General features: G+C 60.3%; 19 protein-coding genes. 14 read left to right on the forward strand and 5 right to left on the reverse strand.

Features of this window, described 5'->3' with window-relative positions; genetic code table 11:
• A partial coding sequence (locus tag CLG94_RS11850; RefSeq protein ID WP_107563812.1) for a hybrid sensor histidine kinase/response regulator occupies positions 1-1,546 on the reverse strand: 1,546 nt, incomplete at its 3' end.
• 849 nt (positions 1,547-2,395) lie between these two features.
• Between CLG94_RS11850 and CLG94_RS13350 the strand changes: the two genes are divergently transcribed.
• The 4 genes from CLG94_RS13350 (at position 2,396) to CLG94_RS11865 (ending at position 4,354) form a co-directional block, all read left to right on the forward strand.
• Positions 2,396-2,662 (forward strand): hypothetical protein, encoded by a 267-nt coding sequence (locus CLG94_RS13350; RefSeq protein WP_161954168.1) that lies wholly within the window; start codon positions 2,396-2,398, stop codon positions 2,660-2,662.
• Complete coding sequence (locus CLG94_RS11855; protein ID WP_161954169.1) at positions 2,649-3,086, forward strand: type II toxin-antitoxin system VapC family toxin; 438 nt, start codon at positions 2,649-2,651, stop codon at positions 3,084-3,086. The genes CLG94_RS13350 and CLG94_RS11855 overlap by 14 nt, the downstream gene beginning before the upstream one ends.
• A 601-nt stretch (positions 3,087-3,687) precedes the next feature.
• Positions 3,688-4,041: a type II toxin-antitoxin system RelE/ParE family toxin gene (locus CLG94_RS11860; protein WP_239993234.1), complete on the forward strand. Its 354-nt coding sequence runs from the start codon at positions 3,688-3,690 to the stop codon at positions 4,039-4,041.
• Positions 4,031-4,354, forward strand: coding sequence for a helix-turn-helix domain-containing protein (locus CLG94_RS11865; RefSeq protein ID WP_107563816.1), 324 nt, complete (start codon positions 4,031-4,033; stop codon positions 4,352-4,354). The genes CLG94_RS11860 and CLG94_RS11865 overlap by 11 nt, the downstream gene beginning before the upstream one ends.
• A gap of 550 nt (positions 4,355-4,904) precedes the next feature.
• Here the strand turns inward: CLG94_RS11865 and CLG94_RS11870 are convergent.
• The 4 genes from CLG94_RS11870 to CLG94_RS11885 form a co-directional block, all read right to left on the reverse strand.
• On the reverse strand, positions 4,905-5,837 hold the full coding sequence (locus CLG94_RS11870; RefSeq protein WP_107563818.1) for a cation diffusion facilitator family transporter: 933 nt from the start codon (positions 5,835-5,837) through the stop codon (positions 4,905-4,907).
• A 14-nt stretch (positions 5,838-5,851) separates the two neighbouring features.
• Positions 5,852-6,706, reverse strand: coding sequence for a helix-turn-helix domain-containing protein (locus CLG94_RS11875; protein WP_133174715.1), 855 nt, complete (start codon positions 6,704-6,706; stop codon positions 5,852-5,854).
• Positions 6,707-6,999: 293 nt separating this feature from the next.
• Positions 7,000-7,596, reverse strand: a complete 597-nt coding sequence (locus tag CLG94_RS11880) for a 5' nucleotidase, NT5C type (RefSeq protein ID WP_161954170.1) — start codon at positions 7,594-7,596, stop codon at positions 7,000-7,002.
• Positions 7,593-10,568 carry an ATP-dependent helicase gene (locus CLG94_RS11885; protein ID WP_107563824.1) on the reverse strand — a complete coding sequence of 992 codons (2,976 nt, stop codon included), beginning with the start codon at positions 10,566-10,568 and terminating at the stop codon, positions 7,593-7,595. Before CLG94_RS11885 ends, CLG94_RS11880 begins: the two co-directional genes overlap by 4 nt.
• A gap of 638 nt (positions 10,569-11,206) precedes the next feature.
• On the opposite strand from CLG94_RS11885, the gene CLG94_RS14060 reads away from it, so the two are divergent.
• The 10 genes from CLG94_RS14060 to CLG94_RS11935 all read left to right on the forward strand — a co-directional run bounded on the left by CLG94_RS14060 (position 11,207) and on the right by CLG94_RS11935 (position 20,887).
• Positions 11,207-11,368 (forward strand): DUF4160 domain-containing protein, encoded by a 162-nt coding sequence (locus CLG94_RS14060; protein ID WP_107563826.1) that lies wholly within the window; start codon positions 11,207-11,209, stop codon positions 11,366-11,368.
• Between the two features lie 177 nt (positions 11,369-11,545).
• A complete protein-coding gene (locus tag CLG94_RS11900) occupies positions 11,546-12,784 on the forward strand; it encodes an ATP-binding response regulator (protein ID WP_161954171.1) in 1,239 nt (412 codons plus the stop codon).
• Entirely contained in the window at positions 12,784-13,797 is a 1,014-nt protein-coding gene (locus CLG94_RS11905) for a PAS domain S-box protein (RefSeq protein WP_107563829.1), read from the forward strand. Before CLG94_RS11900 ends, CLG94_RS11905 begins: the two co-directional genes overlap by 1 nt.
• A gap of 452 nt (positions 13,798-14,249) precedes the next feature.
• Positions 14,250-17,507 (forward strand): ATP-binding protein, encoded by a 3,258-nt coding sequence (locus tag CLG94_RS11910; protein WP_107563831.1) that lies wholly within the window; start codon positions 14,250-14,252, stop codon positions 17,505-17,507.
• A gap of 11 nt (positions 17,508-17,518) precedes the next feature.
• Positions 17,519-17,893, forward strand: coding sequence for a response regulator (locus CLG94_RS11915; RefSeq protein WP_107563832.1), 375 nt, complete (start codon positions 17,519-17,521; stop codon positions 17,891-17,893).
• Positions 17,890-18,078: a hypothetical protein gene (locus CLG94_RS13695; protein ID WP_239993235.1), complete on the forward strand. Its 189-nt coding sequence runs from the start codon at positions 17,890-17,892 to the stop codon at positions 18,076-18,078. The genes CLG94_RS11915 and CLG94_RS13695 overlap by 4 nt, the downstream gene beginning before the upstream one ends.
• Positions 18,063-18,299, forward strand: coding sequence for an ATP-binding protein (locus CLG94_RS13700; RefSeq protein WP_239993236.1), 237 nt, complete (start codon positions 18,063-18,065; stop codon positions 18,297-18,299). Before CLG94_RS13695 ends, CLG94_RS13700 begins: the two co-directional genes overlap by 16 nt.
• The gene (locus CLG94_RS11925; protein ID WP_107563836.1) at positions 18,296-19,723 is read left to right on the forward strand and encodes an HD domain-containing phosphohydrolase; all 1,428 of its coding nucleotides are present in this window, start codon (positions 18,296-18,298) and stop codon (positions 19,721-19,723) included. The genes CLG94_RS13700 and CLG94_RS11925 overlap by 4 nt, the downstream gene beginning before the upstream one ends.
• A gap of 606 nt (positions 19,724-20,329) precedes the next feature.
• On the forward strand, positions 20,330-20,608 hold the full coding sequence (locus CLG94_RS11930) for a toxin (protein WP_107563838.1): 279 nt from the start codon (positions 20,330-20,332) through the stop codon (positions 20,606-20,608).
• Between the two features lie 6 nt (positions 20,609-20,614).
• Positions 20,615-20,887 carry a hypothetical protein gene (locus tag CLG94_RS11935; RefSeq protein WP_107563839.1) on the forward strand — a complete coding sequence of 91 codons (273 nt, stop codon included), beginning with the start codon at positions 20,615-20,617 and terminating at the stop codon, positions 20,885-20,887.
• Positions 20,888-21,336: the final 449 nt, after the last annotated feature.

Here is a 21,336-nt window from a genome sequence, read left to right on the forward strand (position 1 = left end):
CCTTGGGGCGCTCCCGCCCTCGTTCCCCCCCCCCCCCCCCCGAAACCGTCTGCGGGATCGCGGTTGGCAGAAAGACGGTGAAACGGGTTCCCTGTCCTTCCTCGCTCTCCACCATCAGCCTCCCCAGGTGGGCCTCCACGTGGCGGTGGGCGATGGAGAGGCCCAGCCCCGTCCCCCCCTCCCGGGTGGTGAAGAAAGGGTCAAAGATGCGGTCGAGGTCTGCCTTGGGGATGCCGTAGCCGGTGTCCACCAGCTCCACCCGCAGCCATTCTGGGGAATCGAAGACTGTGTTGATCGTGATCGTTCCACCATCGTCCATCGCCTGGATGGCGTTGAGGAGGAGGTTAAGGAAGAGTTGCTGGAGTTGCTCCACATCACCCTTCATACGGGGAAGGTCGGGGGCATACTGCTTCACGAGCTGCACGCCATGCTTGGCGAATTCCCCTCGGAGGAGAAGACACGCTCGATCCAGGGGTTCTGTTAGATCCATCACCTCCAAGCAAGGCGCCTGTGGTCTGGCAAAAGCCAGGAGCCCTCGGATCGTCCGGTCGGCCGCCGCCACGTTTCGGTGGATCGCCTCCAGATATTCGCCCCCTTCGCGGCACGGATCGGCCGCTTGCTTGAGGAGCACCTGGACTGATCCCCCGATGATGGCAAGCGCATTGCCCAGCTCATGGGCCAGTCCCGCGGCAAGTTGGCCCACAGACGCAAGCTTTTCTACATTCTGGAGGTGGTGCGCTTGATGAACCTTCTCCGTGACGTCTCTGATCAGTTCGACGGCCTCCATCGGTCGCTTCCCTTCGTACGCCAGTGGATAGCTAGACACCTCCAGATAGCGAGACCTCCCGTCCGGCATCTGCTGCGAGACTGAGCGTGAGACGGCCCGACCGTTGCTAAAGGTCTCGAGGACCGGGCACCCGTCGCAGATCTCTTCCCTGCCGAACAGGACCCGGTAACACATTCGACCGATGAGGGCCTCAAGCGGGGACCCGGCGAGTGCGGCAGCGCCTGCATTGGCGACCGAGATCATCAAGTTCTGATCGACGATAATGAGGGAATCGGCAATGGCGTCGAAGACCGCGCGGAGTCGCTGTTGGCTTTCAATGAGGGCTTGGGTCCTGTTCTCCACTCGCTGCTCCAACTCATCGAGTAGGGCCTCCTTTTCGGAGACAAGTCGGTAGCGCTCCAGGGCCTGTTTCACTTGGCGGCCCAGCGTCTGAAGATCGACCGGCTTCAGGAGATAACCAAAAGCGCCTTGCCGAACAGCCTCGACGGCGGATCCAAGATCAGCGTGACCGGTGAGGATCAGAATCTCGGTCCGTGGACTGAACTCTTTGATGGCCTTCATCAGTGCGAGACCATCCATGAGGGGCATCTGAAGGTCGGTGAGAACGAGGGGAGGGCGCTCCGCCTGGAAGAGCTGAAGAGCCTCCACCCCATCATGGGCCAGCAGAACCTCACAGCTCAGCGTCGGGAGAAACTCGGCCATCATTTCGAGGGCATGTTCGTCGTCATCAACGACCAGAACTCTTCTGTCCTCTCCCATAGCTCGCACCCTCGCTTGGGCTACAGACCTTTCAGAGAACAAGAAGGAGATACCATTGTATTGAAACAGGGGATGGGACGCGGAAAGGCGAACTCTGCCGAAGGGTGGGAACTGGGGCCTAACCCCGACGAGGTAGTACGTGGGCTGTGGGCACGCTGAAGGATGAGGGGTTGCTGAACGCGGCGCTGATGCAACAAAGACTGGAACGATCCTGGACCCATATCCCGCTCCCTTTGTTCGACTCCAACCGATTCTCCGACCCTCAGTCCCTCAGTAGGGTATATTTAAAGTTGGGCTAATATATGCCATTATGCTTAATTGTGCCAAGCATAATTTAAATATTGGTAAAATTATCGGGGTCTTCCCCGACTTTGATGCAGTCTAAGCGCCTTGAGGCAGGTAGCCCCCGAAGCGCCTCGCTCTGGGCACTCTGAAACGTTGATCAACATCTGGCGGCAAATCGGGGCCGTCCGTCGGGGCTTCAAAAGCCCGCAAGTGAAGTGGATACCCCCTTGATCGGAATACGCACAAGTCGTGCGTCAAGAGTTTTGGCGTCATGATGACGCCCTAAACACGGAGCAGTCGGCGCGGACCCCATCTAACACGACCAACCTGCCTTACAAGCCGATAACTCACGGATTTCTCAGAGAAAATCCTGCCTCTCCTCAGTCTCAGTTCCAATCCTTTGGACGGCGTATAATAGTCATTCTACGCCGTTCAGACCGCCACGCATGCGTTTCCGCACAGATATTCCCAACCTCATACGCTTGGTCAGATACTCTCTAGAGTATTCAAGAGCCTTGACAGACATACCATACATGCGATACAGTCTCTATGAGGTTATGTCTGATGCGAAAATATGAGAAAAAAGCCCAGGTCCTCCTGACGGAACGGCAGTACCGGGATCTCCAGGCGATCGCCGAACAACAACAGAAACCGCTTGGCGCATTGCTTCGCGATGCCGCCGAAGAGGTCTATCTCAAGCAGAAGCGCTCCCACGATAAGGCCCAGGCGGTCCAGGCCCTCCTCTCTCTCACCGAAACCGAGGCACCAGACGAGTATCACGACTGGGAGGAGCAATACCTCTCTCACAAGGCCAGTCATGGCAGCGGCTGAGACTCTCTTCCTCGACACCAACATCATCATGTACGCCATTGGCACAGACCATCCCCTCAAGCCCGCCTGTGTAGCGGCACTGAGGCAGGTCGAGGCCGGGACCATCCAGGTCGTCACCAACGTGGAGGTCTTCCAGGAGCTACTGCACCGGTACTATGCCATTGGGCGCCATGAGGTGGCCGCTCACGCCTTCACCCACCTCAAGGCCCTATGTGAGCAGGTCCTCCCTGTCCTCGAGGCAGATCTCGACCGTGCCTTCGCGATCCTCAACGACCACCCCCACATCAACGTCCGCGACGCTCTCCATGCAGCGACCATGCTCAACGGCGGCCTGCGCACGATTCTGAGCACCGACACGCACTTCGATACCATCCCCGAGATCACTCGGATCGATCCACGCACCCTTCTCTTCCCCAATAACTGATCACGCCCAACTCTAGCTGGCTAGAGACACTCTCCGCCTTCGAACGCTAGCCCAAGGTCAAAGCAGGCGACCCCTCACCATTCAGGCGTACCAGTACGACATCGCGCTGCTATGCCCGCTTGTCGGACCGGATCAGGGATAATAGGGACAGACACTATTTATTGAAATCTTTTCTTGGTCTTCCTCTCTGCAGTACGTGTCTTACTCGTCCAGTTTCCTGCGCACCTCCCAGATGAACCCGTCTCTTTGCAGTGGCCGCTCTGTCATCGTGCAAATTCTAATCTCTGTCGTTCCGAAAGACCGCCTGGCGATCATTCCCTCGTTGCCGCACATAATACGGGTGGCCGGGTGCAACAATTCGAGTAATCAGTGGCATGCGCGATCATGACCGCGAGCACCACGAATTGTCACGATAATAGTGTCTGTCCCTATTTTTAAGACACTTTAGGATTTCCACTCTGCGAAAGACCGCCAAAGCGATGTGCGGATGCCTGTCTCTGATGGCGGAATCCCCAACTGTGCGCCCTTGTTCCACCTTATTGCCTGTCTAGTTTTCGGGGAGCATTATACTGCCAAGGCGCTGCACTTGACGTGATATAACATGCATGTTATATTCCCGGTCGTGGGTTACGTCATCGAGTATTTCAACTCGTCCGTCCAAACCGACATCGAGGCGTGGCCGGCGGGGCTGAAGGCGCGCTATCGCGCGTTGACGCTGCGCATGGCGGACCATGGGTCGAACCTCGGCATGCCGCATACCCGCGCGTTGGGCGGCGGATTGTTCGAGATTCGCGTCAAGAGTGCGGAAGGCATCGGGCGCGCCTTCCACTGCACATTGATCGGACGGCGCATCGTGATCCTGCACGGCTACGTGAAGAAGTCCGATAAAACGCCGGCCAAAGTGTTGAGAATCGCCCGCAACCGCATGAACGAGGTACTGCAACATGGCACGTGACACGAAATACCGTCCGGTTCCGTACGATCCCAAGGCGGCATTGAAACGCGACCTGCGTGACCCGGATTTCCGCGCCGCCTGGGAATCCATCCAGGACGAGTTCACCGCACTGGATGTGCTGCTGGAAGCCCGCCACCGGGCGGGCCTGACGCAGGAACAGGTCGCGGCGCGCATGGGGGTTTCGCAACCGGCGCTGGCGCGAGTGGAGACTTCGCTCGGTTCGCGCAAGCATTCGCCTTCGCTCGCCACGCTGCGCAAGTACGCCGTCGCCGTGGGTTGCAAGCTGCAAATCCGGCTGGTGCACGAAAAATAACTGGCCACAGCCATCCCATCACGCACGCGATACCCGGGCACCCCTCTCTCCCGGGCTGGGCGCATGTGTGCAAGCTGGACATGGTTTACATCGCTCCGCCGATACTACTGGTTGGGGTCACTGGAGTCAGGTGCATAGGCGCCTATACCCGCATCAGAGTTATTGAATTACGTATGATATAGGGACATATGATATAGGGACAGACACTATTTCTTGAAATCCTTTCTTGGTCTTCCCCTCTGCCACACGTGTATTACTCGTCCAGTTTCCTGCACACCTCCCATATGAACCCGTCTCTTCGCAGCGGCCGCTCTGTCATCGTGTGCCTTCGCATCGCTGTCGTTCCGAAAGACCGTCTGGCGATCATTCCCTCGTTGTCTCACATGATACGGGTGGTCGGATGCAACGGTTCGGGTAATCCGTAGCAGGCACGATCATGACCGCGAGCACCCGATAATAGTGTCTGTCCCTATTTTCCTATTTTATGGGGTGAACCTTGGATGTTTCCACAAGTCAATTCGGATAGCCGAAAGAAGCGAGCTAAGGTGCCTTAGTGGGGCTGGAGAACGGCTGCTGGTCCCTTTGCATTTAGGACGCATGCCTGCTCAAGCGTGCAGGCCTCGGCTTCAAGCTGGAAGGTGGTGTGGGCAATGCCGAAGCGCTCCTTCAGCATCTGGTTGATCCGGTCGAGCAGCCGATTTCCCTGGCTGGCCTGGAGATCAGTCACCTGGAGGTGGCAGCTCATGGCATAGACATGGGAGCTCAAGCTCCAGACATGCAGGTCGTGCACATCCTCGACCTCCGGGAAGCTGCGCACAGCCCCTAAGAGGCGATCCACCTGAACCCCGCGCGGAACGCCCTCCATCAACACATTCACTGTCTCTGCCACGATGTCCCAGCATCCGGCCAAAACCAGCAGCCCGATCACACAACTCAGGAGCGGATCGATCAGGCTCCAGCCACTGAGCAGTATGATGACCCCGGCCGCCACGACGCCAAGCGACACGAACCCATCGCTCAGCAGGTGCAGAAAGGCGCTGCGAATGTTGAGATCCCGGGTCCCCCGCCGAAGCGACAGGGCGACTCCGACATTCATCAGAAACCCTATCCCTGCTACCGCCATCATCACTGGCGCATCCGGTACAACCGTGGATCCCAGCCGATTGATGGCCGCATAGAAGATCCACAGGGTGATGCCGATCAGGGCGATCCCGTTGGCAAGGGCGGCCAGGATGCTGGCCCGGTGATAGCCAAAGGTCTTTCGTTCGTTGGCGGGACGCTCCACCTGCCGGAGCGCAACCCATGAGATTATCAGCCCGATGACATCGCTAAAGTTATGCCACGCATCGCCAATGAGGGCGAGACTTTCAGCAGCCAGACCTGCCGCCAGTTCGGTAAGAGCAAACAGGAGGTTCAGGACGATCCCGACCTTCAAACGCCGACTGATGGAACCCTCACTATCCTGGGTAATTCCTGGATTCATCCCGACCCCACGCCTTACTGCCCTGCGAGAGGCGGCTCGCCGTTCTCAGGTAAGGCAAGATTCTGGATTACCTGACCCCGCGCCCCCTTCAACAGTATCGGCCGCCCATTCAGCGAAAGGGCCACCCCATCGGAGTTTCCGATGGTCACAACAAACCCCCTGTCCGCTGACCACTGCACCGTCTGACCCGGATATAGCAGGACCCCCTTACGAGGCGCCCCGTCTGCTGCTACCGCAAGCCATGTCTCCTGCTTCGCCTCAGCCTTGAGCGTATAGCGAGAAGGCTGACCCTGAGGCCTCTGCGCCGCGGGATCAGTGAGTGGGCGGACCGGGTTCACCCCCTCTGGCTGCCCAGCGTCAACAGCGACGGATTGAGGTCCTGGTAGGGTCGCGGTGCCGGCCTCCGGGGTCGGCTCGGCCGTTTGCTGAGACTCTAGCGACGGCGCCGGTGGTCGCCCGGAGAAAAGCGAAAGCCCGATGAAGATCAGTGGAATCGCAACGGCAGCCGGCAGTAGGAACGGGAGCAGGCGACGGAGATCGATTTGCTGGCCTATTGATGACACAGGATGCGATAGCTCACTCATCCTAGCCGAATGCTCCTGATCCTTCCACTGCGCCTCGACCTGCTTTGGATCAAGGCCGAGAAAGACGGCATATTCCCCTAGAAACCGGATGATATACAGTAGATCAGGGATGAGGTGGAATTGCTCCTGCTCCATCAATCGGACGAAGGAGAGAGGAACCTTGCTGGCGGCAGCGGCCGCCTCGATCGTGAGGCCCTTTGCCGTTCTGGCGTCCTGCAAGAGCTGGCCGATCGCGATCGTTGGATTGCTTTCAGGATCACCCATTTCACCCTCTGCTCGTGCCACCAATTTTCCCTTCCACCGATGATCGACGTGCACTCCATCGTACGGGGCTGAACGGTCGATCCTTTTTATCGACAAATGGCAACTACTCAGGTGTTTAGGCTGAAGGCTGTTAGTCGTTGCACATGGGCCGAATCAAGGCGCCCAGAACCTTTTCGGTATCCATCGTTTTCGCGTCGTATTCGAAAACGCCTGGCGCGTTCCTACAGTCTAAAAGCCTTCAGTCTATCTACCTAAGTAGTTACGATAATTGTACGCTACCATACCGGCGCAGCAGAGGCAAGCGGAGCGCAGGGCTATCGATTTCCCTGACCCCCGTTCAGTTCATCTATCCGCGTCAGTGCCTCGCCCCATGACCCTACCCGGCGCACGTTGCCAGGGAGCGGGCCCTGATTCCACGGGTAGTCGAACAGCAGGATCGGGATAGCCGTTTCCGCCACGGCAAGAGCGACCGCCAGCTCATCCTCGATAAAGAGACCGAGATCTAATGCTGATGCCGCACCCGACTTGTGGCGCTCCACCGGGTCGAGCGCCCTGTGAACGACCGCCTCAAAGTGGGACAGTACGCCGACGCGCGTCAGCCAGTCCATCGTGATCCTCTCGTCTCGAAGCGTTCGGCCTGTGATGATGTACAGACTATGGCCGTCTTCGATCAACGCCTGTACCGCTTCTTTCGCGTGAGGTATGAGCGGACGGGCCGAGAAGAAACCGTCTTCGATCAGTGTCGAGAAGAAGTCATCGGCCTCCTGGCGAGGAATCTGTGGAAACCTGTCGGCGATCCGCCATGCCGCATCGGCAAGCCTGACCTCGAAGCCAAAGCGCTCATTAAACGCCTGCAGGTAATGCGGGAGTGAATCGGCCAGGACATCATCGAGGTCGATGCCGATCTTCATCCCTGGCGCTCCCCGATCCATACGGTGGCGGGGCAGATGGTCCTGAAGGCGCAGAAATCGCACACCCATTGGCTGGGCTTCGCCTGAAAGAGGCCTCCACGAATCCCGATTGCGGCCTCCCGAATCCGATCGATCGCCTGATCGAGTTCCTTTTCCTTCTTCACCGCATGGCCGACGATGACGCCGCCAGAGGTCAGGAAGTGCAACTCCACCCGATCCGGCAACCGGCCCACCGACTTCCAGTAAGCCAGCGCATACAGCGCGAGCTGCTGACTTTCCCGGGCCCCTTTGTCTGCTGCTTTGTGATCCCTGACCGACGACGACTTATAGTCAATGATCACGGTCTCGCCCTCACGCTCGTCCACCCGATCCAGAAAGCCGGTGACGATGTCGTCATCGAGCTGGAAGCTGAACCTTTTCTCGACAGACGTCGGCGGTGGCCTTATCCCGGCAACAGCATGAAACCGGGTGAGGGCATCCCGACCTTCCTGTAGTCGCCGCTCTTCATGCTCCCGGGAGATAAACCCTTCATTGACCCAGTGGGCTTCAAAGGTGTCAATTAAATCCTCAAGCGACATCGTCTGCCCAGCAATGCGGTGGGTATTATACGCCTGGACGGCCCGATGCAGCGCGGCGCCATAGATGACCGTGTGATCTCTGAGAACAGGCACCCGCAGGATATGGACGTATTTATACTTTAACGGGCAGGTCAGGTAGTCGTCGATCTTATAGTGGGAGAGGCTGAGCGGGGTGTCGGCCCGAACAGCGAGATCGTTCGCGGTGTGGAGCGGCGGCGCGTAACGACCTATGGCCGCCTCTGGCGTCCCTCGCCAGGGGCGCTCCTCCTCCTCTTTCGGCAGCGCCAGCGCCTCCACCAGGAACCGGCTGCGCTTCCATTCCCGCTTTGTCCCGTAATCTCTGGCCCGCGTGAGGAACAGGTACCGCTTGGCCCGAGTCATGCCGACGTAGAACAGGCGCCGCTCCTCCTGCAGGTGAAAGTCGCCGGACGGCAGCGTCTCCTTGATCAGCTCATCAGGAAGCGGGATCGCCTCCCGCCGATCGATCGAGGGAAACCGCTTCTCGACCAGGCCCACAAGAAACACCGCCTCATACTCAAGCCCCTTGGCCTTGTGGAGCGTGAGCACGGCCACCCCTTCCTCCGCCGCCTCACCCTCCGCGACGGGCGGGTTCTCTCCTGCTTCGATCAGCATCGTCAGATACGGGACAAAGCCGGCCACGCGGTCCTGGGGCGCTACCTCGCCAAACCGCTGAACCAGACCAAAGAACAGGGCAAGGTTCCCGACCCGTTGGTGATCCCGTGGGGAGTTCGAATGAAGCAGTCTCTTCCCGTAGCCCGGTTGTTCCATCAGGAACTCGTACAGGATACGTCCCGTCACCTCCCGAACCGCCTTCTCCAGATACCGATGCAGGTCGGTGAGGATGGCCGTGGCAGCAGCGACCCCTTCGGTCGAGACCCCGGAAAGCTCGGGCACGGCACCAGGCCGCCTTGTCAGATCGAGCAGCACCTCGTAGAGGCTCCGATGCTTCCGACGCGCGTAGGCGTTGCAGAGGGTCAGATCCGCCGCCGGCATTCCGTAGATATCGGAGCCGGCCAGATGAAAGAGGCTCAGGGAGTCGTGTGGGTCAGCCAGGAGGCGAAGGAACGAGACCACCAGCCGTATCTCCTCCCTGTCGTACAGGCCCCTGGCGCCGCTGAAGCTCCACGGAATCCCCTTCATGTTCAGCGCCCGCAGCAACGGATCGGCATCGCTGTTTCTCCGAACGAGAATGGCGATGCTGCCAAGCGCGCACGCGTTCGCCTCGACGAGCTCCTCGACCTTCCCGGCCACCCAGTCGGCCTCCTCCTGATAGGTCTGGAAGGCCATGCTCTCAACAGCCGGGCCGTCACCACTGCACGGTCTGAGACGCTTGTCGATGCCTTCCTGGTACTCCAGGCGGTCCGGGTTATTGTGCTGGATCAGACGGTACGCGGCGCCAAGGACGCTTGGCGTCGAGCGATAGTTCTCCACCAGGACGACCGTCTCTGCCTCGGGGAACTCCCGGCGGAAGCTGAGGATGTTGCTGATTGAGGCCCCTCGAAACTTGAAGATCGACTGGTCGTCATCCCCCACCACCGTCACATTCCGATGGGAGGCCGTGAGCAGCTTTACGATCTGAAACTGGGCGTAGTTGGTATCCTGAAACTCATCGACCAGGATATACCGGAACCGCTCCTGCAACCGTTGGAGTACCAGCGGGTGTTCCCGAAGCAAGGCAAGTGTCCGCGTCATCAGATCGCCAAAGTCTAGCTTCCCGTTCCGAGCCATCAGCTCCTGGTACTGGTGGTAGGTTCTGGCGATCTCTACCTCACGCTCTGCCCGCTCCGCCAGAGCCTTATCATCGGGAGAGGCCATCGCTCGACGTGCCAGCTCCTCTGCGTAGCTCGCGTATTGCTCGGGACCGACATCCTCGTCCTTGGCTCGACTGAACAGTTGGAGCAGCGACTGAACATGCCGCATCGGATTACCCAGCGGCCGGAAATAGTGTAGTGGAAACTCAAACAGATGCTCTTGAAAGAAGATGACCTGCTCCGCCGCCGTGAGCAGGCGGAAGTCCGGACTCAGCCCCAGCACCAAGGCGTGATCCCGAAGCACGCGGTCTCCAAAGGCGTGGAAGGTGGAGATCCAGGTATCGGTGAACCCGTATGGTACCAGCAGATCCACGCGCCGCTCCATCTCAGCCGCCGCCTTCTCGGTAAAGGTCAGCGCCAGCACCTGCTCCGGCCGGACCCGCTTGACGGTAATCAGGTAGGCAATCCGGTGAGCGATCACCGTGGTCTTCCCCGTCCCGGCGCCCGCAATGATGAGCAAAGGGCCATCGCCGTGGGTAACCGCCGCCCGCTGAGCAGCATTCAGGCCCGCCAAGCCCGTCACGGGAGTACTCGCTGAGATCGTTTGAGTCTGATCCGACATTCCTCGTCAACCCTCCTGGTGTACTGTGCCAGAAGTCTCTTTACTCTGATTGTCATTCCGGGCTTGACAAGCCTGCCCCGTACTGGATACGCCGGAAACATCACCCCCCACCTCAATCCTCCCCCTCAAGGGGGGAGGAGGTTAGCGTAAGACGTCCCTTCTCCCCCCTCAAGGGGAGTTCGCGTGAGGCGTCCCTTCCCCCACGAGGGGGAAGGTGAGGATGGGGGGGGACTTTCGAAGCAATAACCGCCTCGAAATCAATGCATGGGTCGCTTAGCCACGTTCCATCATAATATCATGATGATTCCTTCCGGCCATAATGTTCTGGCTCTTCCGTCAGAATAGAGTCACCGTCACTGAAAAAAGGCTTGCCAGCCACTAATGCTTGGAGTATACCTCATAACTAGTCAATAGTTGGGTGGTTCCAAAGAACAGCTATAGAAAGTTGTCATTGCGAACGAAGTGAAGCAATCTCATATTGTTGCACTGAGATTGCCACGCACCCTACTGGTACTCGCAATGACGGGAAGAATCGAGTAGTTGCAAAGTCTATCGCTGTTCCTGGGTGGTTTGACGTACATTATAAATTTCTGCTTTCATGCTAAAATGCCGGCTGAGAAAGCCATATACCTGTTGTCATGCGCGTCAAGGATTACAAGTTCTGGTTTTATGAGGCTGATCTCGATGAGCGACCGCACGTTCATGTCGGCAAACAAGGCAGAGAAGCAAAGTTCTGGCTTAAACCCGTTGGATGGGCGCGCGCGGGTAGACTTATGACTCATAGCATAAAATCGGCATAGTGGGCAGTCAATAAAGGCTGCGCCCCTGCCACAGGTAGATCGCCTATTCAATCTTAACCACGCATCGCGCCTCGACCAGATCGAGGCAGCGGCTAACGCTCTTGGACTTCATGTCGAGGTGCGGGTGGTGTAGATTTAGCGCGAGCGATGCCGGGGAATATCGGAAAGAGGCGCACGATGAATGAGAAGCAAACGCCGGTCAGGGTGCTGATCGTGGACGACAACCCGGGCAAGCGCGCCGCGCTCGCCGCCGCGCTGGAGGGCCTGGACCTCGCGCTCGCCACGGTCGATTCCGGCGCACAAGCCCTGCGCGAGCTGCTGGCGCAGGATTTCGCGCTGGCGCTGCTGGACGTGAACATGCCGATCATGGACGGCTTCGAGACCGCGACGATGATCCGCGGCCGGCCGCGCTCGGCGCATCTGCCGATCATCTTCGTCACCGCCGAGCGCGACGCCGACAGCACGAGGCTGCAGGGCTATGCGCTGGGAGCAGTGGATTACATCGCGAGCCCCATCATTCCCGAAATCCTGCGCGCCAAGGTGGCGGTGTTCGCCGACCTTTACCGGCTGCGCGAGCGCAGCGAACGCAACGGCGAGGAACTGCTGCGCAAGTCCGAACAGATCGAGCGCCAGAACCTGCTGCTGCAATACGCCAACCGGATGAAGGACGAGTTCCTCGCCAACACCTCGCATGAGCTGCGCGCGCCGCTCAATTCCATCATCGGTTTCGCCGAGCTGCTGGCGACAGGCCAGGCGGGGCCGTTGAAGGCGAGGCAGACGCAATTCGCCTCCATAATCCTGGACAGCGGGCGGCGCCTGCTCTCCGTGATCAATGACATCCTCGACCTCGCCACGCTGGAGGTGGTCAAGGTGGCGCTGGAACCGGGCGAGATCACGCTGCCGGCGCTACTGCAGGACTGCTTGACCCTGGTCAAGGGCCGCGCGTTCAAACACCGCATCAACCTTGCGCTGCAGATCGCCCCCGGGGTGGACGCGATGCGCGCCGACGCGCGCAGGCTGAAGCAGATCCTCTACAACCTGCTCTCCAACGCGGTCAAGTTCACCGCGGACGGCGGCAAGGTCGCGCTGTCGGCGCGGCACGCGCGCCGGACGCAGGCCGGCACGGAAGTGGACGGAGTGGAATTCGCGGTGACCGACAGCGGCATCGGCATCGCGGCAGGGGACATCGACAAGCTGTTCCAGCCATTTGTCCAGCTCGACGCAGCGGGGGCGCGCCGCTACGAGGGGTCCGGGCTCGGGCTCGTTATCAGCAGGCGCCTGGCCGAACTGCACGGCGGCGCGGTGGAGGTACAAAGCGAGCCCGGCCAGGGCAGTTGCTTCACCGTCTGGCTGCCGCTCGCGCCGCCTGCCTCGGCCGCGGCGGCCGAGCGCGGATCAACCAAGGAGATACCGTGATGGGGTCCGCTCCAAGAACCGTCCTGGTGGTGGAAGACGACGAGCACAATCGCCTGCTGCTGGAGACGCTGTTGGCCGACGACGGCCTTGCGGCGACGATGGTCGCGGACGGCGCGGCGGCCCTGGCGGCGGTGGCGGCCCGGCTCCCCGATCTCGTCATTCTGGACATCCTGCTGCCCGGCGGCATGGACGGCTTCGAAGTGGTCCGGCGTCTCAAGGCCGACCCGCGCACGCAGCCGATTCCCATCATCATACTCACCGCTCTGCTCGACCTGGAATCCCGCATCGCGGGTCTGCAGGCGGGCGCGGAAGAGTTCCTGTGCAAGCCGGTGGACCGAATCGAGCTGACGACGCGCGTGAGGAATCTGCTCAAGTTGAAGGAGTACCAGGATTTTCTGGCCGAGCACAACCGGATACTCGAAGAGCGGGTGCTGGAACGTACGGCCTCCCTCGCGGCGAGCGATGAGCACTTCCGGGCAGTGACTCAAACCGCCGACGCCGCCATCGTCACCGCCGACGCCGCTGGCACGATCATCGGATGGAACGCGGGGGCCGAACGGATGTTCGGCTACACCGGGGCCGAGGTCATCGGTCAAGCGCTCACCCTGTTGATACCCGAGCGCTACCGGGAGCGGCATCTCGGCGGAATGCAGCGGGTACTCGCCGGCGGCGAGCGGCATGTGATCGGCAAGAGCGTCGAACTGCACGGCATGACCAAGCGAGGCAACGAGTTTCCGCTGGAACTCTCGCTGTCCGAATGGGAAACCGCGCAAGGGCGCTTTTTCACCGGAATCATACGCGACATCACCGAGCGCAAGCAGGCGCAAGACGCGCTTTTGAGCCAACTGGACGAACTGCGGCGCTGGGAGGATGTGGGGCTCGGCCGCGAGGACCGCGTGCAGGAACTCAAGCGCGAGATAAACGAACTCTGCCGCCGCCTGGACGAGCCGGCGCGCTATCCCAGCGAGGAACCCGCGCCGGCGCAATCGCAGGCAGCGAAGCCCAAGCCATGAACGGGGTCAGGTCTTGCATTGACGCATTTGCGCTCATGTGCGCTAAGGCAAGACCTGACCCGAATGGCATTTACTTAAGCGAAAATGCTGGGTAATACTGAAGAATTCGTAACTCCGTCATTTCGGCGCAGGCCGGAATCCAGGGCGAGAATGAATTCCTTATTCACCTGGACCCCGTGTCGTAGCACGGGGTGACGAGCTATCTACCCTTAAGTAAGTGCCATTCAGACCTGACCCCGTTTTTCCGTTTTTCATGCGGCCGGTTTTGCGTGATCTTGGATAATCTTACTGCGTCAGAAAAGCTGATTCCCTCCCCCTTGATGGGGGAGGGCTAGGGTGGGGGTGAGAATTATCATGACTCGCAACGTTTTCACCCCATCCCAACCTTCCCCCGTCAAGGGGGAAGGAGTTTCTCTTGAATTTTGTGAAACAGTAAGAATAAGGAAGTTGCCGTGAGCGAGATTCAGCCGCTGGCAGGAAAACAGATTTTAAGCCTGATCGCTCGGACCTGCGCAGCGATTGCGGCCGCGCTCGGGTGCGTCGCTATTGCCGGATGGGTTCTGGACCTGCCACAGCTTGCCAGTTTGGGGCCGGGCTGGATTCCGATGGCGCCGAGCACCGCGCTGCTGTTGGTGTTATTGGGCACCGCGGTGTTCTTCAATACCGGGGCGCCGCTACGCCGCAGCGCTCACTGGGCAAGCGTCGCCATCGGATCGGGCGTTGTAATCATCGGACTGCTGCTGTTTTGCCTTTCCTATCTGGGCATACGGCTTGAGGCAGAACACCTCGGCATCGCCATTGCCGGATCGGTAGGCGACTCGCCGATTGGGCATATCTCGCCGGCAACGGCGCTATGTGTCCTGGCCGGAGGCTTGTCGCTGGTGGCATCGCTTTGGTCATCCCCCGACCGGCCAGGGCCGGCGATGGCAGGTTTCTGGCTCGCCGCGCTCATGCTATCTGCTAGCGTAGTTTTCCTTCTTGGCTATCTTTTCGGGACGCCACTGTTCTATGCGGGACGGTTCATACCGCCCGCGTTGACGACGAGCATCGCGTTGGCGGCGCTCGGTACGGCGCTGCTTGCGCTCTCCGGGCCGCGTGCCTGGGCTCCCGGCGGGCAAATTGACCCGGAGACCCTGCGCGCAACGCGCTCGTTCGTGCTGGTATTTTCGCTCCTGGCGGCGGGCCTGGTCGCCACCGGCGCAATTTATTTCCGCGGTCAGGTGACACAGCATCGCGCCGAGATCGAGCGCCAGCTATCGGCCATTGCCGAGCTGAAGGTAAGCGATCTGGTACGCTGGCGCGAAGAGCGCATTGGCGATGCAACGCTGCTTCAGCGGAACCCCGTTTTCGCCGACCTGGTGCGGCGCGCGTTCGGGGTCTCGCCGAATGGTAGGGCGCAGGACCAGCTTCACGCCTGGCTGCGGCAAATCGTGGACGCCTATGGCTACGTCGGGGTTTCCCTGATCGATGCGCAGGGCGTGGCGCGGATCTCGGTTCCCGAAGCACCGATCGCCGTCGGCGCGCTCGAAAGTGCTCGCCAGGCCCTGCTGTCGGGCAAGATCAGTCTGGAGTATTTTCAGCGCGATGAACCGGGGGGTAAGCCCCGCCTGTTGCTGCGTGTTCCTATAGTCGACGCAACGGCCGGCGGCCGGCCGCTGGGAATCGTGACGTTTGGGATCGACCCCGAAAACTATCTTTATCCCTCTATCGAGCGCTGGCCCACGCTCAGCCGCACCGCCGAGACGCTGCTGGTGCGCCGCGACGGCAACGACGTGCTGTTTCTGAACGAGCTCCGGTTTCAGAAGAATACCGCGCTCTCGATGCGCTTTCCTTTGACCAGAACGGAACTGCCCGCAGTAAAGGCTGCGTTGGGACAAGTGGGAATTGTCGAAGGAACGGACTACCGTGGAATGCCGGTCATCGCGGCCCTGCGCGCGGTGCCCGGTACGGCGTGGTTCCTGGTAGCCCGTATCGACACCGCGGAGTTTATGGAGTCGCTCGCACAGGCCCTGTGGCTGACCGTCAGCATGGTAGCTACGCTGCTTCTTTCAGCCGGCGTGTCCCTGGGACTGATCTGGCGGCGCCAGCGCGTGCGCCATTACACAGAACTAGCCCTGGCAGCCGATGCGCTGGGCCGGAGCAACGTGCAACTGCAATCCGAGATCGTCGAGCGCAGTCGCGTGCAGGACGAACTGCGCCGGAGCCTCGACCGGGCCGAGCGTTCCCGCCGCTCGATGCTCGGCGTGATGGAGGACGAGCGGCGCACCGGGCGGGCGCTCGCTCGGCGCACCGATCTCTACAACATGCTGTCGCAGTCCAACCAGGCGATCGTGCGCACCCCCAACAGCGGCGAGCTGTTCGAGGCCATCTGCCGGATCGCGGTCGAGCATGGTCACTTCCTCTTCGCTTCGATCAGCCTGATCGATCCGGCCGATGGCCTGATCCGGATGGCCGCGGTATACGGCGAGGACGCGGGGTACGCAGCCGAGGTGCACGCGTTGCGGGACAAATCCGATCCGCTCGGCGGCGATCTCGCCGGGCGCGCACTGCGCACCGGCGAGCACGTCATCTGCAACGACTTTCTCGCGGACCCGGCGCTCGCGCCCTGGCACCAGGCCGCGCGGCGCGCCGGGATCGGGGCAGCGGGGATATTCCCGATCCGGGAGGGAGGCGAGGTGCGCGGCGTCATTCGCCTGTATTCCGGCAAGCCCGGCTACTTCACCGACGACATGCTGCCGACGCTGCAGGAAATGGCGGCCGATGTCTCGTTCGCGCTCGACAACTACGCGCGCGAGACCGGGCGCAAGCGGGCCGAACAGGAAATCCTGGACCTCAACGCCTCGCTGGAGCTTCGCGTGGCCGAGCGCACGCTGCAGCTCGAGGAGGCGAGCCGCGCGAAATCGGACTTTCTCGCCAACATGTCGCACGAGTTGCGCACGCCATTGAACTCGATCATCGGTTTTTCCGAGATGCTGAAGGACGGCGTGCTCGGCGGGCTGGAGGCGAAGCAGCGCGGTTTCGTCACCGACATTTTCGACGCCGGCACGCACTTGCTTTCGCTCATCAATGATATCCTCGATCTCTCCAAGGTCGAGGCGGTGTTACTGCAGATCGAAGCGGGCGCGGTGGACGTTGCTGCGCTGCTCAAGGCGAGCACGCTGGTGGTGCGGGAAAAGGCGGCGGCGCATCGCATCCGGCTCGACACCCACCTGGATCCGGCGCTCGGCGCCATGCTCGCCGACGAGCGGAAGCTGAAGCAGATCGCCTACAACCTGCTCGCGAACGCGGTCAAGTTCACCCCCGATGGCGGCACGGTGATGCTGCGCGCCCGCCGTTGCACGCGCATCGAGGTGGCCCTCGACGAGGCCATGCCGGGGCGGCTCATCGCGCTGCCGCCGGGCGAGGACGCCGAGTTTCTCGCGATCACGGTCGAGGACAGCGGCGTGGGCATTGCCGAGGAGTACCTGCCGAAGCTGTTCGAGCCGTTCATGCAGGTGGACAGCTCCGTCGCCCGGCGCCAGGGCGGCACGGGGCTGGGACTTTTCCTCGTGCGGCGGCTTGCCGAATTGCACGGCGGCACGGTCGGCGTCGCGAGCCGCCCCGGGGCCGGCAGCCAATTCTGCGTATGGCTGCCCTGGCGTGAGGTCGCACCCGCCGTGCTAGAAGGCGCCGCGCCGCGCCGCGCGCTGCCGAAGCGCGCCGGGGACTGAGAGCACAACCGATGGCGAAGATCCTGGTGGTGGACAACTACGCGCTGAACCTCAGGCTCGCCGTCACCGCGCTCCAGCAGGCGGGCCACGAGGTGCTGAGCGCGGGGGGCGGCGCCGAGGGCATCGAGGCCGCGCTGGCGCATGCGCCCGATCTCGTCCTTATGGACGTGCAGATGCAGGGCATGGACGGCATCGCCGCGCTCGGGCGGCTGCGCGCCGATCCGCGCACCGCGGCGCTCAAGGTGGTCGCGTTCACCGCGCTCGCGATGAAGGGCGACGCCGAGCGGCTGTTCGCCGCGGGCTTCGACGGCTATCTCGAAAAGCCGATCCGCTACAAGGAGTTTCTGGCGAGTGTCGCGGCGCTGCTGGAAGGGAGGAACGAATGAGGCGCGCGTTACGGCTGTGCATGTTGCTTGCCGCACGCGGCGCAGGCGCGGCAGCGCTATTTGCCGCAGGGATTCACCCAGCGAAGGCCCGGAAAGCGGGCGAAGTCCGCGTCGGTCGAATACGGTACGTAGCCGCGCTCGATCGCCAGCGCGGCGGGATGATCGCTGGTTGGAGATTGCGGTGACCGACACGGGGATCGGGATCGCGGAGGAGGACCTGCCGAAGCTCTTCAATCCGCTCGTCCAGCTCGATTCCGGCCTGGCGCGCCGGCACGGCGGCGTGGGGCTGGGACTGGCGCTCGCGCACCGGCTGGCCAGGCTGCACGGCGACACGATCGAAGTAGAAAGTGAACCCGGCAAAGGCAGCACCTTCACGCTGCGTTTGTCCATACGGGAAGAATCATGAACGAAGCGAAGAAAACCGCGCGGATACTGGTGGTTGACGACGATGAAAGAAACCGTAGGCTGCTGATCGCAATGCTCGAGGCCGAGGGCTATACGGTGCAGGAGGCGGTAGACGGCGAGCGCGCGCTCGAACTCGTGCGGCAGAGTCCGCCGGACATCATCCTGCTGGACATCATGTTGCCGGGCATCGATGGCTACGATTTGGCGCGCCTACTCAAGGCAAACGCCGCCACTCAGGCCATTCCCATCATCATGGTCACCGCGCTCGACGACCGTGCATCGCGGCTGCGCGGGCTGGAAGCCGGGGCGGAGGAATTCGTCACCAAGCCCGTGGACCGCAACGAGCTTCGCGTCCGCGTGCATAACCTGCTGCGCCTGAAGGAGTTCAGCGACTTTCTCGCCGATCACAACCGGATACTCGAAGAGCGGGTCATGGAGCGGACCGCTTCGCTGCATGAAAGCGAACAGCAGTTCCGCGGCCTGGTCGAGCAGTCGATCACCGGCATCTTCATTATCCAGGACGACAAGTTCACCTACGTCAACCCACGCTTCGCCGAGATCTTCGGCTACGAATCGGCCGAGGAGCTAATCGGCCGCCACCGGTTGATCATGGTCCCCGAGGCGGACCGCGGTGCCGTTACCGAACGCATACGCCGGCAGTTCGAACGCGATCCGAGTGTCGGTTACGAATTCAGCGCCGTGCGCAGGGACGGCTCTCCCATCGAGGTAGGGGTGCATGCCACCCGGGCAACCCACCAAGGCCGGCCTGCAATCATCGGGCTGATGCAGGATATCTCCGAGAAGAGCCGCGCCGAGGAGCAGATCAAGCGCTATGTCGAGCAACTGGAAACCGCGTTCATGAGCACCGTGAACGTGGCGACCACCTTGAGCGAAATGCGCGATCCCTACACCGCCGGCCACGAGCGCCGCGTGGCACAGATCGCCGTTGCCATCGGCGCCGAACTTGGGTTCGATGCGCGCCGGCAGGAGGGGCTACGAGTCGCGGGCCACCTGCACGACATCGGCAAGATCACCGTTCCATTGGAGATTCTCAGCAAACCCGGGAAGCTGACCGCGATCGAATACCAGTTGGTCCAGGGCCATGCGCAGGCGAGCTACGACGTGCTGAAGGACGTGAAGTTTCCCTGGCCGGTGGCCGATGTAGCGCTGCAGCACCACGAGCGCAGCGACGGCAGCGGCTACCCGCAGGGGCTCAAGGGCGACGCGATCTTGCTCGAAGCGCGCATCATGGCGGTGGCCGACGGGGTCGAGGCGATTTCCTCGCATCGGCCCTACCGCCCGGGGCTCGGGATCGACAAAGCGCTCGCCGAGATCGAGTGCGGGCGCGGAACCGCCTACGACCCAGCCGTCACCGATGCCTGCCTGAAGCTATTCCGGGAAAAGGGCTACGTAATTTCTGCGTAGTCCCTGGCGACAGTGGAGGTGCGTGAGTGTCTGCGCGGCATTAATCGACCAAAGACTTCTTCCGGCAGATGCCGAATGCCTTGCTCGCCCGCTACTTTCACGCGCGCAGCCCGCTCGGCATTAACCCATCTTACGCAGTTTGAGAATGGAAAACTAATAACGTCAAGCAGTTACAGCCCTGATCATGCGATTTTCTGCACTACATGTCAGCGGGTGACAAGCACGCGTCCATACAGCCCAAGAGACGCCATGGGTTACGCTCCGGAAACCTCCGAACACACCCCCACCTTCATCCTCCCCCATCAAGGGGGAGGAGCCATCCTAATTGAGCCCCCTTGGTAACTATTCAGGTAGATAGACTGTAGGCTTTTAGTCTGTAGGAACGCACCATGCGCAATTACTAACAGCTTACAGCTTACAGCCTACAGCCTAAACACCTTGTAGTTACGTCACAATATAATATCAATGATGGTTCTCTCACACCATAATGTTCTGGCTCTTCTGGGTTTTCTCCAGGTAAACGATAGCCCAATGAGTTCTCTGGCGTGGGATGAGCACAAATAAGGCTACCTTGACTTGTACAGACAAAAGATGTACAAATAAAACATGAGATATGAATGGGACTCCGAGAAGAACGAGTGGTTAAAAGAGGAAAGAGAGATCTCCTTCGAAAAGATACTATTTCATCTGGCCCGAGGTGACGTGTGGAAACTTGCCGGTCACCCCGATCAAGAGAACTATCCCAGACAGAGAATATATTTCGTGATTGTGGAGGAATACATTTACCTTGTTCCTCATGTTGTCGAAAAAGATTACATCTTTCTGAAGACCATTATCCCGAGTCGAAAGGCAACCCAAGCATACAAAAAGGAGCAGGAGGGTTAACGACACATGAAATACAACAAAGAGGAGAAAGTCATTGTTGATGCCTATGAGAAAGGGCTGATGAAACTTTCAACTCCGGCCAAGAAGGAACTTGAAGCCATAAAGGCGACTGCCAGCAAGACCTTGGTAAAGAACAAACGTATAACCATACGCCTCTATGACCATGACTACAAGGGCATTCAAAAGAAAGCGATGGAGTTGGGTATTCCTTATCAAACTCTCATTTCCGGCATCATCCATCGGTATATCGAGGGGGAACTGACTTCAAAAACCGGGTAACTATCGGGTGCAGCCGATTGCGTTTTAAGGCGGTTGATCCATGCGTGCAGGCGTTTGATCCTGACTTAATATCTTGAGTACAAATGCATTCCCTGGGCATGAAAGAAGCCGTCACTCTCCCGCCTCCCTGAGCGACTGTTCCGGCTCCTGCTACACGCACGTGTTAAACCGAGATGTAGGGGAGTCCACAGCCCAGTTGATAGACTCGGATTGGGTTCGGGCGGCTCGCTGTCGGAAGGCTGGATAGGCTCGCACAGGTGCAGCGTTTGCCATCGTCCGCATTCAGACAAATTTCTTGTTATTACTCAGAGCCTAAAATAGCGGCTCTTCGCGTAATCGAGTGGGTGAATTTCATGTTTTTCAGAGTGCCGGGAGCATGGACGTGAGTATTTTCAGCCTCAGATATTCTTCATCCCGCAGCCCATACGCACGGCGTTGGATAACCCGTA

It is taken from the genome of Candidatus Methylomirabilis limnetica (assembly GCF_003044035.1).
In the GTDB taxonomy this organism is placed as follows: Bacteria; Methylomirabilota; Methylomirabilia; order Methylomirabilales; family Methylomirabilaceae; genus Methylomirabilis; species Methylomirabilis limnetica.